Origin of the sequence: Paenirhizobium cremeum (assembly GCF_022884085.1) — a bacterium.
In the GTDB taxonomy this organism is placed as follows: domain Bacteria; phylum Pseudomonadota; class Alphaproteobacteria; order Rhizobiales; family Rhizobiaceae; genus Allorhizobium; species Allorhizobium cremeum.
Genome location: NZ_JAGGCS010000004.1, coordinates 235,701 through 262,228 on the forward strand (window position 1 = coordinate 235,701; position 26,528 = coordinate 262,228).

Below are 26,528 nucleotides of genomic sequence, written 5' to 3' on the forward strand. Positions count from 1 at the left end.
ACAAATCGTGAAAAGAAGAGGCCAACTCGGCCGTTGTGAATTCAATCGATTTAAATAGAGTCGCGCCGAGGCGAAGGGAGACCGCTATGGTGGAGATTGTCAAAGAAGCTGCCGCACCGGATGCAGGTGGATGCATGATTACCCGCTCTCGGGCGGCGGTTTCGGTGCTGTTCTTTCTCAACGGGCTGATGATGGGTGCTTGGGCGCCGAAGATCCCCATCTTCGCATCGGCGTTACAGCTCAGCGAGGCGGGCCTCGGCGTCATGCTGTTCGTTTTCGGTATCGGCTCTCTTCTTCTCATGCCGATTGCCGGCGTGCAGATCGCCCGGTACGGCTCGAGCCGCGTCGTTCAGGTCGTCGCGTTCTTCTTCCTGCCGACAATCGTCGGGCTGACGCTCGTTCATTCCGTCTGGGCGGGAGCCATTGCCATTTTCCTGTTCGGGGGCATCGGTGGTGCGATGGATGTTGCGATGAACGCAAACGCGGTCGAGGTCGAGCGGTCGATGCGCCGCTCCATCATGTCGTCCTGCCATGCGTTTTGGAGCCTGGGATGCCTAGTCGGTTCGGCAACCGGCGGGATTCTCATCGCAGTTCTAGGGCCTCTGGGCCACGCTCTGATCGTAGCGGGCGTAGGACTGGCTCTCTTCTTCATCATCCGGCCGATGATCTTCGCCGACACTCCGCATCCCTCGGAACAGCGGGAGCGCGCCCGTTTTCCGCTTTCGCCGCTGCCTTGGCTGATCGGCATCGTCGCACTGTTTTCGATGATTCCGGAAGGCTCCATTCTAGACTGGGGCGCGCTCTACCTGCGAGACGAACTCAACGCGCCGACCGCACTGTCCGGCTTCGCCTTTGCCGCTTTTTCTCTCGCCATGGCGGCAATGCGGTTTGCCGGCGATCTGGTACGCGACCGGCTGGGTGCCGTCAGAACGCTGCGGATCTGTGCCGCCATATCCTTCGTCGGCCTCGTTATCGCCGGGCAGGCACCCGATGTGACGGTCGCACTGATCGGCTTCGGCATTGCAGGCATCGGCATTTCCAACATGGTGCCGATCGCCTTTTCGGCCGGCGGCAATATTCCCGGACTTGCCCCTGGGATCGGGCTTTCGGTTGTCACCTCGCTCGGTTATTCGGGTATCCTGTTTGCGCCGTCGGTGATCGGCTTCATCGCCGAATACACATCGCTTTCGACCGTCTATACCGGAGCATCCCTGCTGACCCTTGTGGTATTGGCATTATCGGGCCTCGCCCGGCATGCCGACAGCGTTCGGGGACACTGACGGCCTCGACCGGTCAGGCAAATTCGATTTCGTTTGCAAAAGGCAGGCGGCGGAGCCGCTTGCCGGTCAGTGCGAAGATCGCATTGCCGAGCGCCGGCATCGACGGCGGAGTGCCGGGCTCGCCCGCGCCGCCCATGTGCGTCGAGTTTTCCAGAAGCTCGACCTCGATCCTCGGACATCTGTCGATGCGCAATGCATCGTGATCGTGGAAATTGGATTGCTCGACCACGCCGTCTGCAAAGGTGATCTGCTGGCCGATGGCCGCCGACAGGCCGAAAACGATGCCCGACATCATCTGGGCCTTGAAGTTGAGCGGATCGAGCACGAGACCCGGATCTGCAGCGCACCAGACGTTCTCGATGTGGATCGCACCATTCCGGTCGGACACTTCCACCACCTCGGCAACCCATGTGCCGAAGGAGAGCGAGAAGGCGAGGCCCCGGGCATGGCCGGGCCGGGCGGGCGTTCCCCAGCCGGCCATGTCGGCCGCTTTCTCGACGACGGTGCGGGCGACGGGAAAATCCGCCATCAGGTCTCTGCGGAGATCGAGCGGATCTCGGCCGCCGGCATGAGCAATCTCGTCGATGAAGCTTTCATGCATGAACACGTTGTAGGAGTTGCCGACCGAACGCCAGAAGCCGACCGGAACCGCCAGCGGCACCTTGCGACCGTCGATGCGATAGTTCTCGATACCATAGGGCTGGTTGAAGGCGCCGTCGATAAGGGCGTTGTCAGGTCCTCCCATGGGTATGTCAGGATAATAGCGACCGATGGCGCTCTCCATCACCGAAGGCGAGGCAACTGACCCTGCAAGCGCACGGGGGACGCCCTTTTCGCCGAGAACCGCCTTGTAGCGCGCCTTGGCCACCGGACGATAGGGACCATGCGTCATGTCCTCCTCGCGGGTCCAGGTCACCTTTACCGGCCTCCCCTCTGCTTCGAGAGCAAGCCGGATCGCGTAATCGGAAAAATCCGGTTCGATACGACGCCCGAAACCGCCGCCGAGAAAGGTGGTATGGACCCTGATCTTTTCCTTCGGCAGGCCTGTGATGCGGGAACCCACCGTATCGATCAGCGTCGGTCCCTGATTCGGCGCCCAGACCTCCAGCAGACCGTCCTTTAGCCTTGCGGTGGCATTCATCGGTTCCATGGCGGCATGGGAGAGGAATGGCGCGTCGTATTCCGCCTCAACGATGCTGTCATGGGGAGCGTCGGCGAAGACGAGGTCCGGATCGCCGAGCGTGCGCAAGCTGAAGGAATCCGATCCCTTGAGGGCTTCCGTGAGCAAGGCCTGCATATCGGCGGATGAGGGCGGGATCGGTCCCTTTTCCCATTCGATGGTGACGGCTTCCGCCGCCTTGAAAGCACGCCAGGTATTGTCAGCGATCACGCCGATGCCATGCCCATAGGGGCTGTCTATCGCGACGACCTTCTTCACGCCTGGCATGGCGAGCGCTGCGGCGGCATCGAAGGTTTTCATCCTGCCGCCGGGACTCGGGTTCATCCTGACCGTACCGTAAAGTATGTCGGGCAGGTCGACGTCGACGCCGTAGATCGGCGCGCCGGTAACCTTGGCCAGCATGTCCTTGCGCGGCTGCGGCTTGCCGAGGAGCTTCCAGTCCTTTCGCTCACGCAAGGCAATGTCGGACGGTGGCACCAGTTCCGCGGCTTCCAGCGCCACTTCCCCGTAATAGAGCACCCTGCCGGATGCAGTATCAGTGATGATGCCGTCTTTCGTCGTCAGCGATCCCACCCCCACTCCGAGCCGACGGCCGGCCGCCTGCTTCAGGGTCTCGCGCGCGGCGGCACCTGCCTGACGCATCCTGTCGAAACCGTCGATCATCGAGGTCGAACCGCCGGTGAACTGCAAGGCGACGAATTTCGCGACGACGCCCATGGTGCCGCGCAGGCTCTCGGCCAGGAAGCTTTCGTCGAAGCGCGGAAACGGCGCGCCTTCACGCATGGCCGCCGCATTGTAATAGGCAGGCGCCGACGGTCCGTGTTCGATGACCACCTGATCCAGCGAAACGTCGAGTTCCTCGCAGACAAGGGCGATAAGCGTCGTGTAGCTGCCCTGCCCCATCTCGGCCCGCGGGGCAATGATGGTGATACGGTTGTCGGAACCGATCTTGATATAGGGATTGAAGGTCGCCTCGCCTTCTGCAAGTTCATCCTTCAGCGGGTTGGCGAAGGGCTTCCTGTAGCTGTAGTAGCCGAAGGCGACGCCACCCGCGACCGCGGCCGTGCCGAGAAGAAAGGTGCGCCGCGCGATCTTGCCGATGCTCGCCATGGTCATGCCCCCGCCATTTGCACGGCTGCCCTGTGTATCGCGGCGCGGATGCGCGGATATGTGCCGCAGCGACAGAGATTGCCGGCCATGGCGGCGTCGATCTCCTCATCCGTGGGAGAGGGATTGTTCTCCAGCAGCGCTACGGCGCTCATGATCTGGCCGGCCTGGCAATAGCCGCACTGCGCCACCTGTTCGTCGATCCATGCCTGCTGGACCGCATGAAGCTCATTCCCGGAGGCAAGCCCGTCGATGGTGCGGACGGGCGAGGTGACGTCTGCTGCCGCGATCTGGCACGAGCGCACCGCCTCGCCGTCGATGATGACCGTGCAGGCCCCGCACAGACCCGCGCCGCAGCCGAATTTCGGCCCCTTTATGTTGAGCGCATCGCGCAGCGCCCAAAGGAGCGGCATGTCCGGTTCCACCTCGACGGCGCGTGCCGTACCATTGACGATCAGGTTCACTTCGAAGCCCTCCTGCTTTAGGGTCGTCCGGGATTATCGTCGTGACAAAATAACAAAATATGTCAGAATGTCAAATATGGCTGATTTGAAAACCGATCACAAACGGACGGCAGCGCTGGCGGCGGCGCTCGCCACCTTCATAACCTACGGCTATAAGCGCACGACGATGGACGACATCGCCAGGGCCGCAGGGCTTTCCCGCCCCGCGCTCTATCTTCTATACCGCAACAAGGCGGACATCTTCGGCGCCTGCGTTGAAATGAAGATGGAGGAAATGCGGGAGAAGGTCGCCGGATGCTTCGACGGGCGAAGGTCTGTCAGCGAAGAGGTCGAGGCGGCGCTGATCGAGGGCATCCTGCGTCCGCACCAGGAGATTGCCGAAACGCCGCATGGCGCGGAAATTTTCGACGTGAAGCACGAATTTGCCGGTGACCTGTTCCTCGCCTGGATGAGGACCGTTGAAACGGAGATTGCCAGGGGATTGCTGTCAGCCTCCAAGGCGGGTCGGATCGGCACCGCGGCGGGCGACATTTCCCTGGAGGAGATTGCATCAATTCTTCTTGATGCCGCCGAGGGCATGAAGATGCGGACACGGGACATAGAGGCGCTCTCCCGCAAGCTTCCGGTGCTGGTGCGTCTGCTTGTGACCCCGCTCGAGACATGAAGGTTTTTTAGCCTGCGGTTGACAAGCGACCCCGTTTGATCCACCTCAGTCGTGCAGTTTTCTGCCGTTCGAGAGACTCCGATGGCTTCAGCAGACGAATTTGATCCCAAACCGCGCCGTGCAACCGTGGCTGTCGACGTCGGCGGCGTGATCGTCGGCGGCGGCGCGCCCGTCGTCGTGCAATCGATGACCAACACAGATACGGCCGATGTCGATGCGACGGTCGCCCAGGTGGCGGCGCTGTTCAAGGCAGGGTCCGAGATCGTGCGCATCACGGTCGACCGTGACGAGAGCGCGGCCGCCGTGCCGAAGATCCGCGAGCGGCTGCTGCGGCTCGGCATAGATGTGCCGCTCGTCGGCGATTTCCACTATATCGGCCACAAGCTTCTGGCCGATCATCCGGCCTGCGCCGAGGCCCTGGCGAAATACCGCATCAATCCCGGCAATGTCGGCTTCAAGGACAAGAAGGACAAGCAGTTCGCCGATATCGTCGAAATGGCGATCCGCTACGACAAGCCTGTCCGCATCGGCGTCAACTGGGGTTCGCTCGACCAGGAGCTTCTGACCCGGCTGATGGACAAGAACCAGGAGGAAGGCTTCCCGCTTTCCGCCCGGCAGGTGACGCGCGAGGCGATCGTGCAATCGGCGCTTCTGTCCGCCGAGCTTGCCGAAGAGATCGGCCTGCCGCGCAACCGCATCATCCTCTCGGCCAAGGTTTCCCAGGTGCAGGACCTCATCGCCGTCTATTCCATGCTGGCCGAGCGCTCCAACCATGCGCTGCATCTCGGCCTAACCGAGGCAGGGATGGGCTCGAAGGGCATTGTCGCATCGTCCGCCGCCATGGGTTACGTTCTGCAGCACGGGATCGGCGATACGATCCGCGTTTCGCTGACGCCCGAGCCGAACGGCGACCGCACCCGTGAAGTTCAGGTGGCCCAGGAACTCCTGCAGGTAATGGGCTTTCGCCAGTTCGTGCCGGTGGTCGCCGCCTGTCCCGGCTGCGGACGCACCACCTCGACGGTGTTCCAGGAACTCGCCCAGCGTATTCAGAACGACATCCGCAAGAACATGCCGATCTGGCGCGAGCGCTATCCCGGCGTCGAGGGGCTCAACGTCGCGGTGATGGGCTGCATCGTCAACGGACCGGGTGAGAGCAAGCATGCCGATATCGGCATCTCGCTTCCCGGAACGGGCGAAAGCCCGGCTGCCCCCGTCTTCATCGACGGACAGAAGGCGATGACGCTGCGTGGCCCCAATATCGCGTCGGATTTCGAAGCACTGGTGATCGACTACATCGAAAAGCGCTATGGCAGAAAGAGCGCCGCCGAGTAAGATCGCCGGCCTCGCAACTTCATATTGCCGCAATTTGGCTGTTGAGGCCTTCCGAGTTCCACTGGGAGTGATTCCGACGATGATCAAGAAGCTTTCGATCCTCGCGCTCGCCGCGATCTATCTTTCCTCCTGCACCACGACCGATCCCTATACCGGTCAGCAGAAGGTTTCCAATACCGCAGGCGGCGCAGTGCTCGGTGCGGCTCTCGGTGCAGTCGGCGGCGCGGTCGTCGGCGGTGGCGGGCGCTCAAGCCGCAATGCCGCCCTGATCGGCGCCGGTATCGGCGCGCTGGCCGGCGGCGCGATCGGCAACTACATGGACCAGCAGGAAGCCGAATTGCGCGCCCAGTTGCAGGGAACGGGCATCTCGGTCACCCGCGTCGGCGACCGGATCATCCTCAACATGCCGTCCAACATCACCTTCGCCACCGACCAGTATGCAGTCATGCCGCAGTTCTATCCGACGCTGAACTCGGTCGCGATCGTCCTCAACAAGTTCAACCGCACGCTGGTCGACGTCAACGGTCATACCGATTCGACCGGCAGCTTGCAGCATAACCAGCAGCTGTCGCAGAACCGCGCCGACTCGGTCGCCAACTACCTGTTTGGCCAGGGTGTGGATCAGCGTCGCGTTTCCTCCGTCGGCTTCGGTCCGAGCCAGCCGATCGCATCCAACGCGACGCCGGACGGACGCGCGCAGAACCGCCGCGTGGAAATCCAGATCGCGCCGATCACGCAAGGCTGAACGCCAGATCGTTGATGGGATCTTTGAAGGCGTCGTCTCCGGGCGACGCCTTTTCCTCTGCCTTTCTGCGGGCAGGTTCAATTAGGCCGGAACGCCCGCCAGATGCGAGAATTCCGCGACAACCTCGTCATAGACCTTGCGCTTGAACGGAACGATTAGCTCCGGAAGTTCGGCCATCGGCTTCCACGCCCAGGCATCGAACTCGGCGATATGTCCGCCCGGCGGCGGCGAGATGGCTATCTCGTCCTCGTTACCCTCGAAACGAAAGGCGAACCAGCGCTGCGTCTGCCCTCGATACTTACCCTTCAACCCGATGCCGATGAGCTCGGGGGGAAGATCGTAATTGATCCAGCGTCCGGCCTCTGCAAGGAGCGACACGCTCCTCATGCCGGTTTCCTCGTAGAGCTCCCGGATGGCCGCAGCCAGCGGCTCCTCGCCACTGTCTATGCCACCCTGCGGCATCTGCCAGAGCATGGGCGAGCCGTCATATTCCGAATTGCCCTCGGGTATCCGCCGGCCGGCCCAGACAAGACCCTCACGGTTCAGCACCATGACGCCGACGCAGGGACGGTAGGGCAGGTCTTCGGCTCTGATCTTCGGCTCGCTCATGGCTCTCGTTTCATCCTTTCATTGTTCCGAATCGGTCGCGAATGCGGAAACGCCGACGATTTCGATACCACGGCCGGAGGCTTCCTTGGCCCAGTCGCGGATCGCCAGGATCGTCTCGTCGAAGGCCGATGCCGTGCCGATCGCCCCGCCGCTGCGACGCGCTATGCGCTCCAGCTCATCCAGCTTGTCAAGAATGGCGCGCCGGTCGAGCTGGCCGTCGAGCAACAGATTGCCATAGGCGTGCGGCATGCCGATCGCCTTGGCGAAATCGCCGCTGAGCGAACGGGCCGTGGACCCGTCATCGAGAAAGAGCAGGCCCCGCTCGCCGATATCGCGCATCACCGGCTCCAGGGCCTCGCCATCGGCAAGAAACCGGCCGCCCATATAGTTCATGATACCGGTGTAATTGGTCATCCGCGCCATCGCCTCATGCAGCCTTTTCAGATTGTCGGCAGCGGATCGGCTCGTCAGCAGCGTGCCACGGCCTGGATCATTAGCCGGATAATCGATCGGCTCGAATGGCACCTGCAACAGCACTTCATGGCCCTTGCGGCGTGCCTCCTGCATCCAGCGGGTCAGGCTGTTGCCGGTCGAGGCGAAGGCAAGCGTGATATCCGCGGGCAATTCCCGCACGGCCTTCTGGCTTCCCGTCTGGCTGAGCCCGATACCGCCTACCACGATGGCGACGCGCGTGCCGCGCGCGCCGGACCATGGCCGGGCATAAAGGTCGACGGAGCGCAGACCGTCGGCCCCCACGACCGGAATGCGCCCTTCCGGCGTATCCTCCAACAGATCATCGTCCGGAAAGGCAGCCATGCGCGGATCCTGGCCGATATCCTGGGCGCCGATCAGCACGGGACCTTTTCCGTCCCGTTGCCTGGGGGAATATTTCGTCACCACCGAACCATCCTCGGTCACGGTGCGTTCGACATTGGCCCCTGACCTCGGTCGGCTGGCCAGAAGCCCCTGTTCCGCATCCGGTTTCAACACGTCAGCGTCCGCCGAAGCCGCAACTTCCTGCAGATCCGTCGGCTGCAGCGTTGTGAGCGGCAGCGGCGCGAATGTCGAATAGAAGGAAAGTCCGAGGAGGCCGAGAACAAAAAAACCACCTGCGAGCGCGCCTGGGGAAGGAACACGGCGGCGCGCGCCACCGGTCTTGCGGCTCTGACCGAGCGGTGCGTGGAGATCGGCGCTCAAGGTTCTATCCGCTCCCGGGTCGCAAATGCGTTGGGGCGCCGGATTACGCCGGCGCCCTTGTTTTTACTTCGAAACCACGGCCTTCTGCGGGTCCGGCGGGAAGGAAGGATCCGTCTTCACCCCGCGCAGCAGATCGAGCGCGTAGTTGAGCTGGAGGTCGTCCTTGGCCTCCGGCGGAACATAAGCTGAAGAGCCGGAGCCTTCCTCGTTCTCGTTCTGGCCCTTGATGTGGCCCGGCAGCGCGGATTCGCCCTCGGCGCGAACCTTGCCTTGAAGTTCCGGTGGCAGCGGCTGTTCGACCTTGACGTCCGGTTCGATGCCCGTGCCCTGGATCGACTTGCCGGACGGCGTGTAATAAAGCGCCGTCGTCAGCCGCAGCGCCCCCTTGTCGCCCATCGGAATGATCGTCTGCACTGAGCCCTTGCCGAACGAACGCGTACCGACGACGGTCGCTCGCTTCAGATCCTGCAGCGCACCGGCCACGATTTCCGAGGCCGAGGCGGAACCGCCATTGACCAGCACGATGACCGGCTTGCCGTCGGTCAGATCGCCGGCACTGGCATTGAAGCGGCGGGTATCCTCCGGATCGCGCGAACGGGTGGAAACGACTTCGCCACGCTCGAGGAAAGCGTCCGAAACATAGATCGCCTGATCGAGCAGACCGCCCGGGTTGAGGCGAAGGTCGAGGACATAGCCCTTCAGCTTGTCAGCCGGGACTTCCTTCTTGATCTTGGCGATGGCGGCTTCGAGATCGTCGTAGGTCTTCTCGGTGAACGAGATCACCCTGAGATAACCGACATCGCCCTCGACACGCGACTTCACCGCCCGGATCGGAATGATTTCGCGCACGACGCTAAGCTCGATTGGCTTGTCCGCGCCCTTACGCAGGATGGTGAGCTTGATCGGCGTATTGACCGGACCGCGCATCTTGTCGACGGCGTCTTCCAGCTTCAAGCCGCGAACGGATTCGCCGTTGATCTCGGAGATGAAGTCGCCGGCGAGAATGCCGGCCTTGGCGCCGGGCGTGTCGTCGATCGGAGTGATAACCTTGACCAGTTCGTCTTCCATCGTCACTTCGATGCCGATGCCGCCGAACTCGCCCTTGGTCTGGGTCTGCATGTCCGCCGCATCCTTGGCATTCATGTAGACCGAATGAGGATCGAGCGAGGTCAGCATGCCGTTGATGGCATTTTCGACCAGTTTTTCCTCATCCGGCGGCGTAACGTACTGGGCTCGCACCCGTTCGAAGACATCGCCGAAAATCGACAGCTCCTTGTAGGTCGAGGCTCCCGCTGCCTGGGCAGGAATTCCGGCCGAATAAAGAACGCTCATCGCAGTCGCACCCATCAGTGCACCGACGAGAACAAGAGAGACCCTACGTACCATTCTCAGCCTTTCCAGAATCGTTCCCTGTCCACCACGGACGGGAATCAACCGGTTTTCCATCTTTGCGAAACTCAATGTAAAGGGTCGGACGATCGGTTTCCAGCGCCAAACCCGTCGCGCTCGCCACTCTTTTTTCTCCCATCACCGCCAGCGGTTCGCCCGAAAGCACGAACTTGCCCTGGCTGGTGCTGATCCTGTCCATGCCTGAGAGAACGACATGATAACCGTCACCGGTATTCAGGATCACCATCTGTCCGTAACTGCGAAATTCCCCCGCGAAAACCACCCAGGCATCGGCCGGCGCCGTTACCAGCGCACCGGCTGACGCGGCGATCACCATGCCCTTCGCCGCATGTCCCGTGCCGTCCGGATCGCCGAACTGACGTAGGATATCGCCCGCGACGGGCAGTTCCAGTTTCTTCTTCAGCTCCGAGAAGGGATATGCGGGCGCAATGCGGTTTTTATCGGGCAATGTCGAGAGCGCCAGCTCCCTTGCTTTCTGCTTTTGTTCCTCTGTCTGCTGACGCCGTTTCTCTTCTTCCGCACGCGCCGCTTCGACCGCCTCCCGCACCGAGGAGATCTCGCTTTCCAGCGAGGCGATCAGTCCCTCCATGGTTGAGGCGCGCTCCGCGAGTTCTTCGGAACGGCGTCTTTCTGTCTCCAGTTCCTCGGCATTGCGCTTCGAAAGGCGGTCGTTTTCGACAAGCAGCAGATCCATGCGCCGCTCTTCCTCCTGCCGGCTCTGCATGGTCGCAACAAGACTGGCCATTTCCTTCTGGCCTTCGTCGCGCAGCCTCAAGAGTTCCTGCAGATCGGCGGCAAGCCGGTCCGTCTCCTTGCGGACGCCGGGAACCACGGCGCCAAGCAGAATGGCCGTTCTCACCGAGGCAAGCGCATCGTCCGGGCTGACCAGAAGTGCCGGCGGCGGGTTGCGGCCCATGCGTTGGAGCGCGGCCAGCACCTCCGCGAGAACCGCACGCCGTTCCTTGAAGGAATGCCGTATCTTGTCTTCCCGGATACCGAGATCGGCAAGTTTGCGCTCGCTCCCGGCCATCTTTCGTTCCAGTTCCTTGCGTCGCGCAGCGGATTCGATCAGCGCCGATTTCAGGCTTTCCGAGGTCTTGGCGATCGCGGCGATGCTCTGCTGGAGGTTCTCGGCCTTCTCCTGGGAAAGCTGCATGCTTCGGGAAAGCTCCTGCAGTTCGCGCCCGATCTGATCCCGCTTCTGGCGCAGGGCCTGCGCCGCGTCCTCCGCACCGGATTCGGGAGACGGGGCTGCGGCCTGCCCGCCACCTGGCGTAACCGTGGAAGCGGCCGGAGTTGCGGGCTCAATCGGTTCCTGTGCCCTCGCGGGCGTCAGGACATGTCCGGCCATGACCGCAGCAAGCATCGTCAGCGCGCCGCCCGCGCCGGCGCGCAGGACGCGGCGCCCGGAGGCCGTGAAGGCTTTTTGCATGGTTGGTCGTTTGTCTTGTCGCAAGGGGCTTTCCCGGTTCGCCGCGGAAATTACGCTGATTTGCCGTCGGCGCAAAGCGCCATGCGACACCGGCATGGATCAGACCCGATGATAGGGATGGCCGGAAAGAATGGTGACGGCGCGGTAAAGCTGTTCGGCGATCAGGATTCGCACCAGTTGGTGCGGCCATGTCAGCCTTCCGAGGTTGAGAACGACCTTCGCCCGTTCCCGAAGGTCCGGATCGACGCCATCGGCGCCTCCGATCACGATTGCGAGATCGCGCTGGCCGCGGTCGCGATGTTCGCCGAGCAGCGCAGCGAACTCCTCGCTGTCGAGCGCCTTGCCACGCTCGTCGAGCACAACGATCATAACACCGTCCGGCATGCTTTTCAGCAGCTCGGCAGCTTCCTCACGCTTGCGCGTCTGCGCGTTTCCCGCGCGGCTTTCGGGGAGTTCGACCATGCGGAAAAGCTCAAGGCCGTTCGGCGGTCCCGCCTTGGCAAACCGGTCCAGATAGCGGGACGCAAGTTCCTTCTCCGGCCCGGATTTCAGCCGGCCCACGGCATAGATGCCAATTCGCATGTCGCACTCCATCCATTTCGACCGCAAAACCTGATCGGCAGCGATAGCCTGGATCGCTGCATCGCTCGGCTTCCTTCACTGCCGGATGAGCGGCAGCCGGCCGACAGTCGATGGTCTAGTGCAGTCGCCCTTCCTCGATATCCGGAGCCGCCCACATCTTTTCGATGTTGTAGAACTCGCGGATTTCAGGACGGAACACATGCACGATCACGTCACCGGTGTCTATCAGCACCCAGTCGCCCGTTTCCAGTCCCTCGACTCGGGCGGAGCCGAAGCCCTCCTCCTTGAGGTCGGAAATCAGGTGCTCACTGATCGCGGTCACATGCCGGTTCGAGCGCCCGGAGACTACGACCATGTAGTCGCCCAGCGCGGATTTTCCGGCAATGTTGATGGTGACGATATCTTCTGCCTTGGAGTCCTCGAGGCTTGCAAGGACCAGCTCAAGCGCGCGGGCTGCGGCATCGGCGCCACGTTCCGGGCTTTTGGGAAGGACGACAGGCATCTTTCCCTTGGTGTGTACTGTTGTCAGAGTTTTTCCTTTCCTTGGCATAACAGAACAGCACGTCGGCGATTCCCTCGTTCGGTAATCGCTCATAGAAGGTGGCATCGTTCCGTTAATCTTTCAAGAGAGCCCGAATTGGCTATGTGGACAGCACGGGAAGCATCATTCGGCAGCCTCCCTGAGCGCAGTGGAGCTCAGCGGCGAGCGCGGCCCGTGGATGAAGGTCCAGGCAGGGGCCTTTTTCTTCCAGAGGACGCCGGCATCGTCCTCGTCGATGCGGGCATAATCGAAGGTCCGCGCCATTTTCGACGAGAGATAGGACAGTGTCGAACCCGGCCTGTCGATCACCGCGATGGGGAAAGTCGTCGCGATCCGCCGCCATTGCTGCCACTTGTGGAACGATTTGAGATTGTCGGCGCCCATGATCCAGATGAAGCGCGCATGCGGATTGCGCGCCTTCACATAATCCAGTGTCCTTGCCGTATAGCTGGTGCCGAGCGTCTGCTCGAAGGCCGTCACCTTGATGCGGGGGTCCGTGGCAAATTCCTCGCATTTTGCCAGCCGTTCGGAAAGGGGAGCGAGATTGCTGTGGCTCTTCAAGGGATTGCCAGGCGTCACGATCCACCAGAGCTGGTCGAGGCCGAGTCGCCTGATCGCGATCTCGGCCACCAGCGCGTGCCCTTCATGCGGCGGATTGAAGGACCCGCCGAACAGGCCGATCACCATGCCGCGCTCGGTATGCGGCATGAAACGGTATCGGTGGGCAATCGGGTCCTTGGCCGTCACGTCAGGGCCGCACCTGTCCGGTGCCACGCACCCGGTACTTGAAGGATGTCAGTTGTTCGACACCCACGGGACCGCGCGCGTGCATCTTGCCGGTGGCGATCCCGATTTCCGCCCCCATGCCGAACTCGCCGCCGTCGGCAAACTGGGTGGAGGCATTATGCAGCAGGATTGCGGAATCGATCTCGTTGAAGAAGCGCTCGACGACGTCAGGATCTTCCGCCAGCACCGCTTCCGTATGGTTCGACGAATAGCGGTTGATATGGTCGATCGCGCCGGAAACACCATCCACGATCGCGACCGCGATGATGGCATCGAGATATTCGGTGCGCCAGTCTTCCTCTGTCGCCGGCTTGAACCCCGGATGGACCTTCAGCACCGTCGCCGAGGCGCGGATTTCGCAGCCCGCTTCCGTCAGCGCCTCGAGAATCGGCATCAGATGGGTGCCGATCGCCGCACTGTCCACGAGCAGGGTTTCGGCCGCGCCACAGATGCCGGTGCGGCGCATCTTGGAATTGACCACGATCTTCTTCGCCATTTCGAGATCGGCCGAAGCATCCACATAGATATGGCAGAGGCCTTCGAGGTGGGCGAAGACCGGCACGCGCGCCTCCGACTGGACGCGGGCGACAAGGCTCTTGCCGCCGCGCGGCACGATGACGTCGATCGTGCCCCCGAGGCCGGTCAGCATGGCGCCGACCGCGGCACGATCCGTGACGGGAACGAGCTGGATCGCATCCGCAGGCAGGCCCGCCTTTTCGAGCCCCTTCACGAGGCAGGCATGGATCGCACGCGAGGAATGAACCGAATCCGAACCGCCGCGCAGGATGACAGCATTACCGGCCTTCAGGCAAAGCGCACCGGCATCCGCCGTCACGTTCGGACGGCTCTCGTAGATGACGCCGATCACACCGAGCGGCGTGCGCACACGCTCGATCCGGAGACCGTTCGGGCGCTCCCAGGCGGCCATGATTTCGCCGACGGGGTCCTTCAGTTCAGCGACTTCACGAATGCCCTTTGCGATGGCGGCAACCCGGTTGGAATCGAGCGTCAGGCGGTCCATGAAGGAGCCCGTCAAACCCGAGGCCTTGCCGTTTTCGACATCGATGGCATTGGCCGCAAGGATCGCTTCCTCGCCGGCCAGGATCGCATCGGCCATGGCGATGAGCGCCGCATTCTTCTGCTCGGTTGGGGCAATCGCCAACGGTCGGGCGGCAGCGCGTGCACTGCGGCCGATATCGAGCATCAGGGCGTCGATGTCCGTCTGGTTGGCGTTTGCCGTGTCAAGCATGGGCTTCGTCCTTGTTTTCGGCACTCGCAATATGCTCGTGCTTATGTGCCGGATCGGTCATCACCAGGTCGTCCCGGTGGATCATGGCCGAGCGACCGGCATAACCGAGGATCTCCTCGATCTCGCCGGACTTGCGACCGGCGATCTTGCGGGCATCGTCGGCATCGTAGCCGGCGAGCCCCCGGGCAATCTCGCGGCCTTCGGTTCCGATGACCGAAACGGTATCGCCGCGGCTGAACTGGCCGGCAACCGTGCGCACACCGGCCGGCAGCAGGCTCTTGCCCGCCTTGAGCGCAACCTGCGCGCCGGCATCGATATGCAGTTCGCCCGCCGGCTGGAGCTGGCCGGCGATCCAGGTCTTGCGCGCGGTGACGGGTGCCGCGGACGGTGCAAACCACGAATGGCGAGCGCCATCGACGATGCTTTTCAGCGGATGGTCGGCCTTGCCCGAAGCGATAATCATCGCACAGCCCGCTCCGGTCGCGATCTTGCCGGCATCGATCTTGGTCCGCATGCCGCCGCGCGAAAGTTCGGACGCGGCCCCGCCGGCCATCGCCTCGATCTCCGGTGTGATCTCGGCAACGGTGTCGAGGAACCTCGCCTGCGGATCGAGATGCGGCGGTGCGGTGTAGAGACCGTCGATATCCGACAAAAGCACCAGCAGGTCGGCGCCGGCCATGGTGGCGACGCGGGCGGCAAGCCGGTCGTTGTCGCCGTAGCGAATCTCGGTCGTGGCGACAGTGTCGTTCTCGTTGATGATCGGGACAGCCCCGATCTTCAGAAGCTGTTTCAGCGTAGCGCGCGCATTGAGATAGCGCCGGCGCTCCTCGGTATCGCCGAGCGTCAGGAGGATCTGGCCGGCGACGATGGAGGAGCGTGACAGGCTTTCCGACCAGTGACGCGCAAGCGCAATCTGACCGACTGCAGCCGCCGCCTGGCTCTCCTCCAGTTTCAGCGCCCCGGAGGGAAGGTCGAGTACCGTTCTTCCGAGCGCAATCGCACCCGAGGAAACGACCAGCACGTCGATGCCGCGAGCCTTGAGCTCAGCGATATCGTCGCAGATGGCATCGAGCCAGGCTTTCTTCAGACCGCTGCCGCGATCGACCAGCAGCGCCGAACCGATCTTGATGACGATGCGCTTATAGCGAGTCAGCGATTTGCGTGCGGCGGTCATGCTATTCGTCGCTTTCCGTATCCAGATCGCGCTTGCGGTTCTTGTCCCGCTTTTCCGGAAGATCCACGTCCCCGTTCTCGGCGACGATGACGTCCCGGAGCGCGCGGAGCGCCTCGGTCATGCCCTTGCCGGTGATGGCGGAAAGAAGCAGCGGCACCTTGCCGGAGGCCTTTTTCAGCTCCTGCGCCTTCTTATTCAGGCCCGCTTCGTCAAGCACGTCGATCTGCGACAACGCGACGATCTCCGGCTTGTCCTCGAGCCCGCCACCATAGGCTTCCAGCTCATGCTTCACGGTCTTGTAGGCCTTGCCGACATTTTCCTCCTGTGCGGAAACGAGATGCAGCAGCACGCGCGTGCGCTCGACATGACCAAGGAAGCGGTCGCCGATGCCCACACCTTCATGAGCGCCTTCGATCAGGCCGGGAATGTCGGCGAGAATGAATTCCCGCTCGTCTATGGTCGCGACGCCGAGGTTCGGATGCAGTGTCGTGAAGGGATAGTTGGCGATCTTCGGCCGGGCGCGGGTCACCGATGCGAGGAAAGTCGACTTGCCGGCATTCGGCAGACCGACGAGGCCGGCATCGGCAATCAGTTTCAGCCTCAGCCAGATCGTCTTCTCCTCACCCTCGAGACCGGGATTGGCCCAGTTCGGCGCCTGGTTGGTGGACGACTTGAAATGGGCGTTGCCAAAGCCGCCATTGCCGCCCTTGGCAAGCCGGAAACGCTGGCCTTCGACGGTCATGTCGACAATCAGCGTCTCGTTGTCTTCCTCGAAGATCTGCGTGCCAACAGGCACTTTCAGCGTCACGTCGTCGCCGTTCGCGCCGGTCCGGTTGCGGCCCATGCCATGCATGCCGACCTTGGCCTTGAAGTGCTGTTGGAAGCGGAAGTCGATCAGCGTGTTGAGACCGTTGACGGCCTCCACCCACACGTCGCCGCCGCGCCCGCCATCACCGCCGTCCGGGCCGCCGAACTCGATGAATTTTTCGCGACGGAACGAGACGCTTCCGGCGCCACCGTCGCCTGAGCGGATATAAACCTTTGCCTCGTCGAGAAATTTCATGCTTCAGCCATTGATAACGTGTCGGGATGTACGGAATTTATGCGGCCATCGATATAGCCGGTTGAAGCGGAGGTCAAAGAGTATCGTGAAGTTCGTCAGCTACAACATCCAGTTCGGCATGGGTCTGGATGACAAATTCGACCCCGTGCGGATTGCCGACAGCATCCGGGACGCCGATGTCATCGCCCTGCAGGAAGTAACCCGCGGTTTTCATCGCAACGGCCATGCCGATCTCGTCGAAACTTTCGCCGGGCTCTTTCCCGAATACTCCTGCGCCTTCGGTGCGGCTTGCGACGTTCTGGTCGACCAACAGGTCATTGGTGGCCGCCGCGCCGAACGTCGCTTCCAGTTCGGCAACATGGTCTTGTCGCGCTACCCGATCCTTGCGACCCGGCATCTGCTGCTGCCGCGCAGCCGAACCTATGACAAGCTCAACCTGCAACGCGGCGCAGTCGAGGCCGTTATAGACGCGCCAGACGGCCCGCTGCGCGTCTATTCCCTCCATCTCGATCACGTTTCGCCCGGCGAACGGATCGCCCAGATCCGCTTCATCAAGGAACGTGTCGCAAACTTCGCCCACGAAGGCGGAGCTCTGACGGGAGCCTGCGAATTCGGGCTTAAGGGTCTGCCGGTTCCCTCCGGCTACCTCGTCATGGGCGATTTCAACATGGAACCGGAATCGCCCGAATATATCGAGATGGTCGGCCTCAATGACGCCTTCTACGGCCGCGTGCCGCGCGCCGACCTGCCGCTCGATGCGCTGGCGCATTGCCGCGCCCATAGCCCGGAAGGCTACAGCTGGATGAGTCCCGATCGCACCGTGCGCAAGCATCTCGACTACTGTTTCCTCAGTGGTGATCTCGCCTCTCGCCTGAAAAACGCAAGCGTCGACGTTTCCGCCCCGGGTTCGGATCATTTCCCGGTCTGGGTGGAGCTCGCCTGACACTGACAAGCGCCGCCCGCCGGCGATGCCGGGCAGCATCAACCTGCCCGGCATCCCGTTTTCATGCGCCCGGACGGAAATCCGGCTGCGTCACCCGCGTCTCGATATGCGGCGCGACCGCATTGCGGGAACGCGAGTAGAGATCGCCGCTGCGGGTGACCGCAAAGCCGAGCTTTTCCTGAATGCGCAGCGAGGCGGCATTGTCGGCGAAAGCACCGGAATGCAGCACCTCCTCCGGCATGCGGCGGAAGAAGCGCTCGACCGCCGCGGCAGCCGCCTCGGACATGATGCCCCTGCCCCAGTAGTAGCGGTCCAGCCAGTAGCCGAGATTCCACTGGCCATGCCGGAGCTCGATGGCGACGGCGCCGATATGCACGTCGTCCCCCGAGGCGGTGATTGCGAACGACCAGTCCGGCGTCAGGCCGGACGTCACCCGGCTCAGCCAGTCGGTGGCGTCCTGACGATCGTAGGGAACCGGCACCCGCGCCAGCATCCGCACCACCTGATAGTCGGAGAGAGACTGGGCGATCGCATCGGCATCGCCCATGCGCTGCGGTCGGAGCACCAGCCGCTTCGTCTCGATGATGGGGCAAGGTCCGGGCGGTCGCGTTCCGGGACGCTGGAGGAGAGCATTCATCTCATCTCCCCCCAGCTCTTGAGCGACATCCAGGTCTTGCGGTCGAGCCTGTACCATTCGACGGGCATCATGCCGCCGGTCGCAAGGTTGCCGACCATGCCGGAACCCTGGAACTGGAAGCCGCACTTCTGGATCACCCGCCGTGAGGCGATGTTGGTGACCCTGCAACGGGCATCGATCCGCTCGATGTCGCGGGTACGGAAAGCCATGTCGATCAGCGCATGCGCAGCCTCCGTGCCATAGCCCCGGTTCCAGTAGGGTTCGCCGAGCCAGTATCCGATCTCCAACGTCTCGTCGTCGCTGGGATGCGGTTCGAGCCCGCAGCAACCGAGGAACTCTCCGTTTACGGCTTTTGTGATGGCATAGACGCACTTGCCAATCTCGCCGATATTCGTGCGTCGCACGAAATCGGCGGCGTCTTTAGCCGTATACGGGTGCGGCATGCGCGACACCATGGTCGCGATCGCGGCGTTGTTGGCGAGATGGGCAAGGGCGTCGATGTCTTCTTCGTGGGGGGCCCGCATGACGAGCCGCTGCGATAACAAGACGGGGCAATCGCTCCGCTGCCGATCCGGCCTGAGCCGGTCCTGGGGTGACCGGGATTGGTCGACCCTCAACAATTCGCTTTGCATGGTTCAGTCTCCTTCTGGTTGAAAAGGCACAAGAAAAAGGGGAGTTGGGTGGCGCCCCATCTCCCCTGTTTTCTAGACTGAACCTGTTACGGACAGCCGGGTCGATGAGACGCCGGCTGTTTAGAGCGTTACCGGCTTATTCCGCTGCTTCCGCCGTTTTCGGCATTACGGACACGTATACTCGGCCGTTGGCCTTCGTACGGTACGCGACATTGCCGGCGGAAAGTGCAAAGAGGGTATGGTCCTTGCCCATGCCGACGTTCGCACCCGGATGCCACTGGGTGCCGCGCTGACGCACGATAATGTTGCCTGCAACGACGACTTCGCCGCCGAACTTCTTCACGCCAAGGCGCTTGGACTCGGAATCGCGACCGTTACGCGAGGAACCGCCAGCTTTTTTGTGTGCCATTGGAGTTCTCCTTTAAACCTTGTTCTCGTTTGAGCGCGATTAAGCGGCTACGATGTCGGTGATGCGCACCACGGTGTGGTGCTGGCGATGGCCGCGCGAACGCTTGGAGTTCTGGCGACGACGCTTCTTGAATGCGATCACCTTCTTGCCGCGGGTCTGCTCGACGACTTCGGCCTTGACGGAAGCACCGGCGACGAAAGGCGCGCCGATCTTCGCATCGGCACCTTCGCCGACAACGAGGACTTCGGTGAATTCTACGGTTGCACCAGCTTCGGCTTCCAGCTTCTCGATGGAGAGCACGTCGTTGGTGTTGACGCGGTACTGCTTACCGCCGGTCTTGATGACTGCGAACATTTTTTATCCTTTCATGTTCGTTCCAGCTCTGCCCGGCTTGCCGGACGGCTGTCTTTTTGTCAGTCGGTGTAGCGGATGCCCTCGGCTCTATTTGAACCCGAAACACCCGCCGGTGGCTTCCCGCATCGAAGCGGGGGAAAACGAGACACAGTACGCCCATGTCTAATTCCCCGGTCGCATACGTGAGGCGCAAAAAACTGTCAAGATAAAAGCTTAGGGTCAGGCGATATTCGCGCTTGCCAGCCTTTGAAACACCCGCTATGAGACAGCCCGCGCTGACCAACGCGTCATCATGCTCAAGCGGAGAGGTGGCTGAGTGGTCGAAAGCACCGCACTCGAAATGCGGCATACGGGCAACCGTATCGTGGGTTCGAATCCCACCCTCTCCGCCATTTCATTACCCGATGCATGGGGGTGACAGCATCAACGCAGCGTACGTGCATGATATCCCATAAAAACTGCGCGTTCTTCTTCGCCTTGCGTGAATGAGTTGTCTTTGAGCAAAGCTTTGCACCGATAGGCCGTCGCCTTTGACCGGCGGGTTCGTTCCCCGGGTGCTTTCTTACGCTTGCCCGCGCCCGAGGGTCTTCGTGAAAGCGGACCGGCTGCAACTGGCAGCAGTTCGGGTTGCTAATGCAGGCCGAACAGCCCGAGCAATTCTTCGCGCTGGCGCACAAAGCCGGGGGTGCTGCGATCGCGCGGGCGCGGAAGGTCGATGTCGATCAGCCTTGGCTCCCCGCCTTTTTCGCGCGGCAGGATCAGGATGCGGTCAGCCAGGAAGATCGCCTCCTCGAGATCGTGAGTAACGAGCACCGTCGTCACGTCCTCCTCCTTCCAGATGCGCGCCAACTCCTGCTGCATGCCGATCTTGGTCATGGCGTCGAGCGCACCCAGGGGTTCGTCGAGCAGAAGGATCTCCGGCTGGACGGCAAGCGCGCGGGCGATGCCCACCCTCTGCGCCATGCCGCCCGAGAGCTGACGGGGATAGGCGGTCTCGAAGCCCTTGAGGCCGACGAGATCGACATATCTCTGGGAGGCGAGCCGGGCCTCCTCGCGGGATAGGCCTCTCGTCTCCAGGCCGAAACCGATATTGTCGATTACCGTCAACCAGGGCAGAAGGCGTGGCTCCTGGAAGATGACCGCCCGCTCGGTGCCGACGCCGCGGACCTGTCGGCCATCGATCAGCACATCGCCGCCATCGGCCTCTTCGAGACCTGCAAGAATTCTGAGAAGCGTCGTCTTGCCGGAGCCGCTGGCCCCCACGATCGCCAGGCTCTCGCCCGAGCGGATCATAAGGTTCAGGTCATGCAGAACCGGCAAGGGTATGCCGTTGAGGATGAAGGACTTGGAAAGGTGACGAACCGCCACTTCTCCGCGAATCGTGCCTGAAGGAGCCATCGTCACGCCTCAATTGCTCGCCGTCTCGGGAGTGTAGAGAAGGTCCCTTGCGGCCAGTTGCCCTTCCTTGAGCTTGCCTTCGCGCACAAGGACGTCGATCCAGAACTGAAGATCGCGCTCGACCGCCTTGCCGCCCGGCCGCACGCCATAACCCCTGAAATAGCGGGCGATGTCCGGATTTTCGCCGCGTTCGGCGAGCGCCTTGGCAAAAATCGCCCTGGTCTCCTCGGGATGTTCGCGGGCGTAATCCAGGGCGCGCTGCGATTGTTCGACGAAAACCCTGGCGACTTGCGGATGCGTCGCGATGAAGTCGCGGCGCAGAACAACGAAGCCGCCGGCGATTTCTCCGAGCACGTCGGTATCATCGAAGATCGCGCGCAGTCCGCCATTTTGCCTGGCCGCGCCTTCGAAGGTGGTCTGCCAGTAGCCGAAAGCCGAAATGTCGACCTGGCCCGACCTGAGGACCTGCTCCAGCTGCGGCCCCGGAACGACGATCTGATTGGCGGCATCGGAGGGCAGGTCGACCGAATGGAGCGCCTCGCGGATCGTATAGTCAAGATGAGCTCCGAGCGTGTTCACCGCGATGCTCTTACCAGCTATGTCTTTGATATCCTTTATCGGGCTGTCTTCGAGCACATAGAAGATCGATTGCACCTCGTCATTGATGCCGTTCGACGGATAGGCGGCGACGAAATCGTTTCCGCCCACGATCGAGTTCAGCACGGCAGAGGTCGCGGCGCTGCCGATTTCCACATCGCCCGAGGCAAGCGCGACCAGCGAGGTCGGACCACCCGTGGCATAGCCGACATTTTCAATGGTAATACCGGTGCCGTCGAAATAGCCGAGCTCGGCGGCAAGTTCATGGGCCGACAATCCGCCCTGGCTGGCGAGATAGCGGAGCTTGACCTCCTCCGCGGCATAGGCGGTGTCTGCCAGAGAAAGCGCGATGACTGCGGAGAGGAACAGCTTGCGGGAATGGGGTGTCATGGGAATTTTCCTTTCAATCACGAGATAACGGGCACGAGATAACGGGAAGGTGCCGGTCCGGGCGTTCAGGCCCATCGGCAGAGGCGTCGCTGCAGGAAGACCAGCGCAGCATTGGCGGCGAGGCCGAGAAGCGCCAGAAGCAGGATCGCGGCGAACATCAACGGGATCTGGAAATTGTACTGGGCATTCATCACCTGGAAGCCGATGCCTTTGTTGGCGCCGATCATTTCGGCCGCGATAAGGAGTAACAACGCGGTGGTCGCCGAAAGCCTCAGACCGACAAAGATGGCGGGAACGGATGCCGGCAAGACCACCCGGCGGAAGATCTGGAGCGGTCCGGCGCCGTAAGTGCGTGCCATTTCGATCAGTTTCCGATCCACTTCCTTCACCCCGCCGATGGTGGACAGAAGGATCGGAAAGAGCGTCGCCCAGAAGATGACGAAGACCTTGGACGCTTCCCCCAACCCGAGCAGCAGAATGAAGACGGGATAAAGGGCGAGAGCCGACGTCTGGCGAAAGAATTGCAGCAGTGGATCGAGCACCTGCTCGATTGCGCGGACCTGGCCCATCAGGAGACCAAGCGGGATACCGAGCCCGACCGCTGCGGCGAATGCGATGCCCGATCGCTGCAGGCTGATCGCGATGTCATCCACGAGGGCACCCGAGGCGATACCCTTCCAGAGGGCAGCGATAATCTGGTCGAGGGGCGGGAATACCGAAGCGTTCACGAGGCCGAACTTGACCGATGCCTGCCAGAACACCAGAAACCCGATGACCAGGCCATAGCGGGAGAGGACCGGTGTCACGGCTACCGCCGTCTGTATCAGCCATTTCGGCGTGCGGCCTTCCGTTCCGGAGAGGCCGAGACCATAGGCGCTGCCATGCCGAAGATCTTCATAGGACATGGCTGAACCTCACTCCGCGGCCTGGATGACCGGGTGCTTACCGGCATGACGGTTTACGGGAAATGGCAGGCCGAGGTTCTCGCGCAGTGTCCGACCCTCGTAGGCGGTGCGGAACAGCCCGCGACGCTGCAGTTCAGGGATCACCAGGTCGACGAAGTCGTTGAGGCCGGTCGGCAGCCATGGCGGCAGAATGTTGAAGCCGTCGGCAGCCTCGTTCTCGAACCATTCCTGCAGCGTGTCGGCGATCTGCCCGGGCGTTCCGACGATCGTGAAGTGACCACGCGCCGAAGCGACCCACTGGTAGAGCTGACGGATCGAGAAGTTGTTTTCGTCGGCGATCTGACGGATCAGCGCCTGCCGGCTCTTCATGCCCTCGGTTGGCGGAGCCGGCGGCAGAGGACCGTCGAGATCGTAATCCCGCAGGTCGAGCGTTCCGCCTGTCAGGCCGTTGAGGAGACCGACGCCGTCCTCTTCGAGAATGAGCGAGGTGAGGCGATCGTATTTCTCGCGCGCCTCCTCTTCCGTGCGGCCAACGAAAGGCGACACGCCCGGCATGATTAAAATGTGGTCGGGATTGCGCCCGAGACCGCGTGCGCGGTTCTTGATGTCGCGATAGAATTCCCGCGCCGTCTCGATGTGCTGGTGCGCGGTGAAGATCACTTCGGCCGTCGCCGCAGCAAGACCGCGACCGTCGTCCGACTGACCGGCCTGGACGATGACCGGATGGCCCTGGCGCGAACGCGAGACGTTCAGCGGGCCCTTGACCCTGAAGTGCTCGCCCTTGTGGTCAGCATCGTGAAGCTTGGCGGGATCGAAGAAGACGCCGGTCTCCTTGTCGCGGATGAAGGCATCATCCTCGAAACTGTCCCAGAGTTTCCTGACGACCTCTACATGCTCGACGGCGCGCCTGTAACGATCGGCATGCGGCAACTGCGCATCACGATTGAAGTTCTGCGCCGTGGCATCGCCGGTTGTGGTCACGACGTTCCAGCCCGCACGCCCGTCAGAGATCAAATCGAGCGATGCAAATTTGCGCGCGGTATTGTAGGGCTCTTCATAGGTCGTCGAGGCGGTTGCGATGAAGCCGAGATGGGTGGTGAAGGGTGCGAGGGCTGCAAAGAGCGTGACCGGTTCGAAGCCCGCAACGCGGGCATTGCCGCCTTCCCGAGCGCCGCCGAAACCCACCGCGAGACCGTCCGCCAGAAAATAGGCGTCGAACAGGCCGCGCTCCGCGGTTAATGCCAACTGTTTGTGGAACTCGAAACTGACCGCTCCGTCGACGGGTTGGTCGGGATGCCGCCACGAGGCGATATGCTGTCCGCCACCGGGCAGAAATGCTCCAAGTCTGATCTTGCGTGTCATGGGCTCGTCCTCTCTCGGTCAGATAATCGAATGACAGCAGCCTACATTGTCTATATTTTATATAGAGAAATAGAATTGCGAATATTCCGCTGCTTCGCGAATTGATTTTCCGCCGCAAGCGCACTCACGAACGGACTGACGCGGGACCCGGAAAAGAAGGAGGACCTGGAATGCGACCCCAGCACGCGCCTTGCACACGCGATTTGGGAATCCCGCGTATTTTCGCGAAGCCCGCAGCCATGGCTCACGAGCGGAACCTCTGCACCGCACGCTGACAAAAAGGCAGATTTGGCTGAAAGCGCTGGTCGACCTTGCGCTGTCGAGGCCGCCGACGGAACCGCTATCGAAGAGATCGCTCCGCTCGGGACGGGTCGTCTTGTGCCCATCCGTTCCGCCGGCTGCGCCGCGTTCGAAGCCTGTGAGACTGCCGCGATCCCCGCGAGCCTTATCGACCGCGAACCGTCGCACCACCTGAACGGCGGCGCGCTGCTTCCAAGGCCTGACGGAGGCGTAGAATGCGGGCGACATCGAGTTGGGACTGGTCCACTTGTATGATGTCGATAACCGACGCCACCTTCAGGATCATGGCATCCAGAAGCTCGAATTCGACCGACAGATTGTCCGGCATGCCGCTTCCGGATGCGTCGTCATATTCACCGCGGAGGATCGCCCCGTCCAGAAAAGTCTCCATGAACTCGGCTAGCAGCGATGCTTCAGGAGCCATTTCGAGAACATGGTCGGGAGAGACGGAAGTCGCGGCGGATGGCACGGCTTCATCGTCTTCCGCCTGCCAGTGCGTCCCCGGCAGTATTGCCGCAACCTCAACGGTGCCGGGCCCCAGTCCCGCCACCACGCGCCAGTCTGCTTCGGAAGCCGGACCCGGTGCAGGGGCCGGCTCCACGGTGAAGGATAGACCTTGGCGGACCAGTCGCGGGACGTGATCGCCCGGTAGAATGGAAAGGCGCTCGAACGTCTCCCCAAGGACCACTCGGGTATAGAGGGCCTTGCGCTGTTCGATTGAGCCGCTAGTGCGAAGGAGTTCGAGCGCCACCAAGTGTCTCGCAAAGTGAATGGCCAGATCCTTGCTGGAAACGGCCAGTCGGCTCACGGCTTCGGCGACGATCGTGTTCGAGATGTCCGCGCCCCCGAAGGCCGCGGGTATGGAAATCGCGAGAAGCCCGGTCCTCGACAGCGCCGACATCCCGTCACGGCCCTGCGGAAGTGGCGCCCGTAAAAAGGCCTCGACGGCGGCGATGACATGCCCCTCGGTCGGAAGCGTCGCGGGAACGGGACGCAATCGATCTGGAGCCGATGTCATCATTCAATGCCTCCGCCTGAGAGATCGACCGCAATCCGTGACGCCCATCGCGATCCTCCGGATTCGCTCCGCACGCTTTAAGGCTTTGTTTTATCGCACGCCGTCACCACAAAACCGCTCGACACTTTTGCCCGCCCCGTTGCAGATCGAATGGTACCGTCCGTTCTGATACAGCAACGATTGTCCCTGCCCGAGACGTATAGCCAGAACCTTGCCGATCACGATCACGTGGCTATGCCGCTCGATGGCCTCCTCGACCTCACAATCGAGCGCCGCCACGGCATTTTCCAGCACCGGCGCCCCGCTTGCAAGCCTCGTCCATTCGGCGCCGGCATATCGCTCAGGCCCCCGCACCCCCCCTATCCCGGCGAAACGGTTCGCGATGCTCCTGTGGTCGACCCCGATCACATTCACCGCGAAATGGCGAAAGCGCTCGACGACGGGCCACGTCGAGGAGGATCTGTTCAGGGATACCAGCATGCGCGGAGGTTCGACGGACAGCGCCGTTGCAGAGGTGACGGTCGCGCCGGACCGCTCTTCGCCTTCGCCTGCGGTGATAACGCTGACGCCCCCGCCGAGGGTTCTCAGCGCCTCCTTCAAGCTTTCGGCATCCGCCGGTCGATCGAAGACAGGGCGAATGGCGGGCTCTGCAAACTCGGTCGCGATGAAGGTGCTCATGCTTTCTCTCCGCTCATGGTGTCGGAAGCAAGAGATAGCAGCGGGGGAACCGTCCCTGTAGACAAGCGTTTTTAAACTACATATATTTTA

Annotated in this window: 27 protein-coding genes and 1 tRNA gene; 6 read left to right on the forward strand and 22 right to left on the reverse strand. The window is 62.2% G+C overall.

The genetic code is table 11. From position 1 onward, the window contains the following. Positions 1-86 precede the first annotated feature (86 nt). Positions 87-1,280, forward strand: coding sequence for an MFS transporter (locus J5N58_RS09675; RefSeq protein ID WP_244710613.1), 1,194 nt, complete (start codon positions 87-89; stop codon positions 1,278-1,280). A gap of 13 nt (positions 1,281-1,293) precedes the next feature. Here J5N58_RS09675 and J5N58_RS09680 read toward each other — a convergent pair whose 3' ends face one another. Beyond that, positions 1,294-3,576, reverse strand: a complete 2,283-nt coding sequence (locus J5N58_RS09680; RefSeq protein WP_244710615.1) for a xanthine dehydrogenase family protein molybdopterin-binding subunit — start codon at positions 3,574-3,576, stop codon at positions 1,294-1,296. After that, a complete protein-coding gene (locus tag J5N58_RS09685; RefSeq protein WP_113443216.1) occupies positions 3,573-4,031 on the reverse strand; it encodes a 2Fe-2S iron-sulfur cluster-binding protein in 459 nt (152 codons plus the stop codon). Before J5N58_RS09685 ends, J5N58_RS09680 begins: the two co-directional genes overlap by 4 nt. Positions 4,032-4,107: 76 nt before the next feature. On the opposite strand from J5N58_RS09685, the gene J5N58_RS09690 reads away from it, so the two are divergent. The 3 genes from J5N58_RS09690 to J5N58_RS09700 all read left to right on the forward strand — a co-directional run bounded on the left by J5N58_RS09690 (position 4,108) and on the right by J5N58_RS09700 (position 6,772). Next, positions 4,108-4,695: a TetR/AcrR family transcriptional regulator gene (locus J5N58_RS09690; protein ID WP_162757395.1), complete on the forward strand. Its 588-nt coding sequence runs from the start codon at positions 4,108-4,110 to the stop codon at positions 4,693-4,695. Between the two features lie 81 nt (positions 4,696-4,776). Further along, positions 4,777-6,027: a flavodoxin-dependent (E)-4-hydroxy-3-methylbut-2-enyl-diphosphate synthase gene (ispG, locus tag J5N58_RS09695; RefSeq protein ID WP_113443127.1), complete on the forward strand. Its 1,251-nt coding sequence runs from the start codon at positions 4,777-4,779 to the stop codon at positions 6,025-6,027. 79 nt (positions 6,028-6,106) lie between these two features. Next, complete coding sequence (locus J5N58_RS09700; RefSeq protein WP_112830502.1) at positions 6,107-6,772, forward strand: YiaD family glycine zipper/OmpA-like lipoprotein; 666 nt, start codon at positions 6,107-6,109, stop codon at positions 6,770-6,772. Between the two features lie 81 nt (positions 6,773-6,853). Here the strand turns inward: J5N58_RS09700 and J5N58_RS09705 are convergent, their stop codons facing one another. The 10 genes from J5N58_RS09705 to obgE form a co-directional block, all read right to left on the reverse strand. Beyond that, positions 6,854-7,381, reverse strand: a complete 528-nt coding sequence (locus tag J5N58_RS09705; protein ID WP_113443128.1) for an RNA pyrophosphohydrolase — start codon at positions 7,379-7,381, stop codon at positions 6,854-6,856. 18 nt (positions 7,382-7,399) lie between these two features. Next, the gene (locus J5N58_RS09710) at positions 7,400-8,578 is read right to left on the reverse strand and encodes a divergent polysaccharide deacetylase family protein (RefSeq protein WP_113443129.1); all 1,179 of its coding nucleotides are present in this window, start codon (positions 8,576-8,578) and stop codon (positions 7,400-7,402) included. Positions 8,579-8,641: 63 nt separating this feature from the next. Further along, positions 8,642-9,964 carry a S41 family peptidase gene (locus tag J5N58_RS09715; RefSeq protein WP_112830505.1) on the reverse strand — a complete coding sequence of 441 codons (1,323 nt, stop codon included), beginning with the start codon at positions 9,962-9,964 and terminating at the stop codon, positions 8,642-8,644. Continuing rightward, positions 9,954-11,420, reverse strand: coding sequence for a murein hydrolase activator EnvC family protein (locus tag J5N58_RS09720; RefSeq protein ID WP_244710617.1), 1,467 nt, complete (start codon positions 11,418-11,420; stop codon positions 9,954-9,956). The genes J5N58_RS09715 and J5N58_RS09720 overlap by 11 nt, the downstream gene beginning before the upstream one ends. Positions 11,421-11,519: 99 nt before the next feature. Beyond that, positions 11,520-12,002 (reverse strand): 23S rRNA (pseudouridine(1915)-N(3))-methyltransferase RlmH, encoded by a 483-nt coding sequence (rlmH, locus tag J5N58_RS09725; protein WP_113443218.1) that lies wholly within the window; start codon positions 12,000-12,002, stop codon positions 11,520-11,522. Positions 12,003-12,117: 115 nt separating this feature from the next. Then, positions 12,118-12,552 (reverse strand): ribosome silencing factor, encoded by a 435-nt coding sequence (rsfS, locus tag J5N58_RS09730; protein ID WP_112830506.1) that lies wholly within the window; start codon positions 12,550-12,552, stop codon positions 12,118-12,120. 114 nt (positions 12,553-12,666) lie between these two features. Further along, complete coding sequence (locus J5N58_RS09735; RefSeq protein WP_113338127.1) at positions 12,667-13,317, reverse strand: nicotinate-nucleotide adenylyltransferase; 651 nt, start codon at positions 13,315-13,317, stop codon at positions 12,667-12,669. Then, complete coding sequence (locus J5N58_RS09740; RefSeq protein WP_113443130.1) at positions 13,292-14,578, reverse strand: glutamate-5-semialdehyde dehydrogenase; 1,287 nt, start codon at positions 14,576-14,578, stop codon at positions 13,292-13,294. Before J5N58_RS09740 ends, J5N58_RS09735 begins: the two co-directional genes overlap by 26 nt. Beyond that, positions 14,571-15,752 carry a glutamate 5-kinase gene (gene proB, locus J5N58_RS09745; protein ID WP_112830508.1) on the reverse strand — a complete coding sequence of 394 codons (1,182 nt, stop codon included), beginning with the start codon at positions 15,750-15,752 and terminating at the stop codon, positions 14,571-14,573. Before proB ends, J5N58_RS09740 begins: the two co-directional genes overlap by 8 nt. 1 nt (position 15,753) lies before the next feature. Next, positions 15,754-16,815: a GTPase ObgE gene (gene obgE, locus J5N58_RS09750; RefSeq protein WP_244710619.1), complete on the reverse strand. Its 1,062-nt coding sequence runs from the start codon at positions 16,813-16,815 to the stop codon at positions 15,754-15,756. Positions 16,816-16,900: 85 nt separating this feature from the next. On the opposite strand from obgE, the gene J5N58_RS09755 reads away from it, so the two are divergent. Beyond that, positions 16,901-17,758, forward strand: a complete 858-nt coding sequence (locus J5N58_RS09755; protein ID WP_244710621.1) for an endonuclease/exonuclease/phosphatase family protein — start codon at positions 16,901-16,903, stop codon at positions 17,756-17,758. 61 nt (positions 17,759-17,819) lie between these two features. On the opposite strand, the gene J5N58_RS09760 is transcribed toward J5N58_RS09755, so the two are convergent. From J5N58_RS09760 to rplU, 4 genes are all read right to left on the reverse strand, one after another. After that, a complete protein-coding gene (locus J5N58_RS09760) occupies positions 17,820-18,395 on the reverse strand; it encodes a GNAT family N-acetyltransferase (RefSeq protein WP_113437719.1) in 576 nt (191 codons plus the stop codon). Next, complete coding sequence (locus J5N58_RS09765) at positions 18,392-19,027, reverse strand: GNAT family N-acetyltransferase (RefSeq protein ID WP_112830512.1); 636 nt, start codon at positions 19,025-19,027, stop codon at positions 18,392-18,394. The genes J5N58_RS09760 and J5N58_RS09765 overlap by 4 nt, the downstream gene beginning before the upstream one ends. 136 nt (positions 19,028-19,163) lie before the next feature. Then, on the reverse strand, positions 19,164-19,436 hold the full coding sequence (gene rpmA, locus J5N58_RS09770) for a 50S ribosomal protein L27 (protein WP_112830513.1): 273 nt from the start codon (positions 19,434-19,436) through the stop codon (positions 19,164-19,166). Between the two features lie 39 nt (positions 19,437-19,475). Next, positions 19,476-19,790 (reverse strand): 50S ribosomal protein L21, encoded by a 315-nt coding sequence (rplU, locus tag J5N58_RS09775; RefSeq protein ID WP_112830514.1) that lies wholly within the window; start codon positions 19,788-19,790, stop codon positions 19,476-19,478. A gap of 302 nt (positions 19,791-20,092) precedes the next feature. On the opposite strand from rplU, the gene J5N58_RS09780 reads away from it, so the two are divergent. Then, positions 20,093-20,182: transfer RNA gene (locus J5N58_RS09780), tRNA-Ser, on the forward strand. 238 nt (positions 20,183-20,420) lie between these two features. Here the strand turns inward: J5N58_RS09780 and J5N58_RS09785 are convergent. From J5N58_RS09785 to J5N58_RS09810, 6 genes are all read right to left on the reverse strand, one after another. Then, positions 20,421-21,188, reverse strand: coding sequence for an ABC transporter ATP-binding protein (locus J5N58_RS09785; protein WP_113443131.1), 768 nt, complete (start codon positions 21,186-21,188; stop codon positions 20,421-20,423). A 9-nt stretch (positions 21,189-21,197) separates the two neighbouring features. After that, a complete protein-coding gene (locus tag J5N58_RS09790) occupies positions 21,198-22,175 on the reverse strand; it encodes an ABC transporter substrate-binding protein (RefSeq protein ID WP_113443132.1) in 978 nt (325 codons plus the stop codon). A gap of 65 nt (positions 22,176-22,240) precedes the next feature. Further along, positions 22,241-23,080 carry an ABC transporter permease gene (locus J5N58_RS09795; protein ID WP_113443133.1) on the reverse strand — a complete coding sequence of 280 codons (840 nt, stop codon included), beginning with the start codon at positions 23,078-23,080 and terminating at the stop codon, positions 22,241-22,243. 9 nt (positions 23,081-23,089) lie between these two features. Further along, complete coding sequence (locus J5N58_RS09800; RefSeq protein ID WP_112830537.1) at positions 23,090-24,442, reverse strand: LLM class flavin-dependent oxidoreductase; 1,353 nt, start codon at positions 24,440-24,442, stop codon at positions 23,090-23,092. Between the two features lie 445 nt (positions 24,443-24,887). Beyond that, complete coding sequence (locus J5N58_RS09805; protein WP_244710623.1) at positions 24,888-25,763, reverse strand: acyl-CoA dehydrogenase family protein; 876 nt, start codon at positions 25,761-25,763, stop codon at positions 24,888-24,890. 87 nt (positions 25,764-25,850) lie between these two features. After that, entirely contained in the window at positions 25,851-26,438 is a 588-nt protein-coding gene (locus tag J5N58_RS09810) for a flavin reductase family protein (protein WP_112830539.1), read from the reverse strand. Between the last annotated feature and the right edge of the window lie 90 nt (positions 26,439-26,528).

Coding starts and splice junctions, on each gene's coding strand:
- J5N58_RS09760 (WP_113437719.1), bottom strand. CDS start 18,395: ATGAATGCTCTCCTCCAGCGTCCCGGAACGCGACCGCCCGGACCTTGC.
- J5N58_RS09705 (WP_113443128.1), bottom strand. CDS start 7,381: ATGAGCGAGCCGAAGATCAGAGCCGAAGACCTGCCCTACCGTCCCTGC.
- ispG (WP_113443127.1), top strand. CDS start 4,777: ATGGCTTCAGCAGACGAATTTGATCCCAAACCGCGCCGTGCAACCGTG.
- J5N58_RS09795 (WP_113443133.1), bottom strand. CDS start 23,080: ATGTCCTATGAAGATCTTCGGCATGGCAGCGCCTATGGTCTCGGCCTC.
- J5N58_RS09800 (WP_112830537.1), bottom strand. CDS start 24,442: ATGACACGCAAGATCAGACTTGGAGCATTTCTGCCCGGTGGCGGACAG.
- rplU (WP_112830514.1), bottom strand. CDS start 19,790: ATGTTCGCAGTCATCAAGACCGGCGGTAAGCAGTACCGCGTCAACACC.
- obgE (WP_244710619.1), bottom strand. CDS start 16,815: ATGAAATTTCTCGACGAGGCAAAGGTTTATATCCGCTCAGGCGACGGT.
- J5N58_RS09790 (WP_113443132.1), bottom strand. CDS start 22,175: ATGACACCCCATTCCCGCAAGCTGTTCCTCTCCGCAGTCATCGCGCTT.
- J5N58_RS09690 (WP_162757395.1), top strand. CDS start 4,108: ATGGCTGATTTGAAAACCGATCACAAACGGACGGCAGCGCTGGCGGCG.
- J5N58_RS09680 (WP_244710615.1), bottom strand. CDS start 3,576: ATGACCATGGCGAGCATCGGCAAGATCGCGCGGCGCACCTTTCTTCTC.
- rpmA (WP_112830513.1), bottom strand. CDS start 19,436: ATGGCACACAAAAAAGCTGGCGGTTCCTCGCGTAACGGTCGCGATTCC.
- J5N58_RS09805 (WP_244710623.1), bottom strand. CDS start 25,763: ATGATGACATCGGCTCCAGATCGATTGCGTCCCGTTCCCGCGACGCTT.
- J5N58_RS09810 (WP_112830539.1), bottom strand. CDS start 26,438: ATGAGCACCTTCATCGCGACCGAGTTTGCAGAGCCCGCCATTCGCCCT.
- rsfS (WP_112830506.1), bottom strand. CDS start 12,552: ATGCCAAGGAAAGGAAAAACTCTGACAACAGTACACACCAAGGGAAAG.
- J5N58_RS09675 (WP_244710613.1), top strand. CDS start 87: ATGGTGGAGATTGTCAAAGAAGCTGCCGCACCGGATGCAGGTGGATGC.
- proB (WP_112830508.1), bottom strand. CDS start 15,752: ATGACCGCCGCACGCAAATCGCTGACTCGCTATAAGCGCATCGTCATC.
- J5N58_RS09740 (WP_113443130.1), bottom strand. CDS start 14,578: ATGCTTGACACGGCAAACGCCAACCAGACGGACATCGACGCCCTGATG.
- J5N58_RS09785 (WP_113443131.1), bottom strand. CDS start 21,188: ATGGCTCCTTCAGGCACGATTCGCGGAGAAGTGGCGGTTCGTCACCTT.
- J5N58_RS09700 (WP_112830502.1), top strand. CDS start 6,107: ATGATCAAGAAGCTTTCGATCCTCGCGCTCGCCGCGATCTATCTTTCC.
- J5N58_RS09715 (WP_112830505.1), bottom strand. CDS start 9,964: ATGGTACGTAGGGTCTCTCTTGTTCTCGTCGGTGCACTGATGGGTGCG.
- rlmH (WP_113443218.1), bottom strand. CDS start 12,002: ATGCGAATTGGCATCTATGCCGTGGGCCGGCTGAAATCCGGGCCGGAG.
- J5N58_RS09765 (WP_112830512.1), bottom strand. CDS start 19,027: ATGCAAAGCGAATTGTTGAGGGTCGACCAATCCCGGTCACCCCAGGAC.
- J5N58_RS09720 (WP_244710617.1), bottom strand. CDS start 11,420: ATGCAAAAAGCCTTCACGGCCTCCGGGCGCCGCGTCCTGCGCGCCGGC.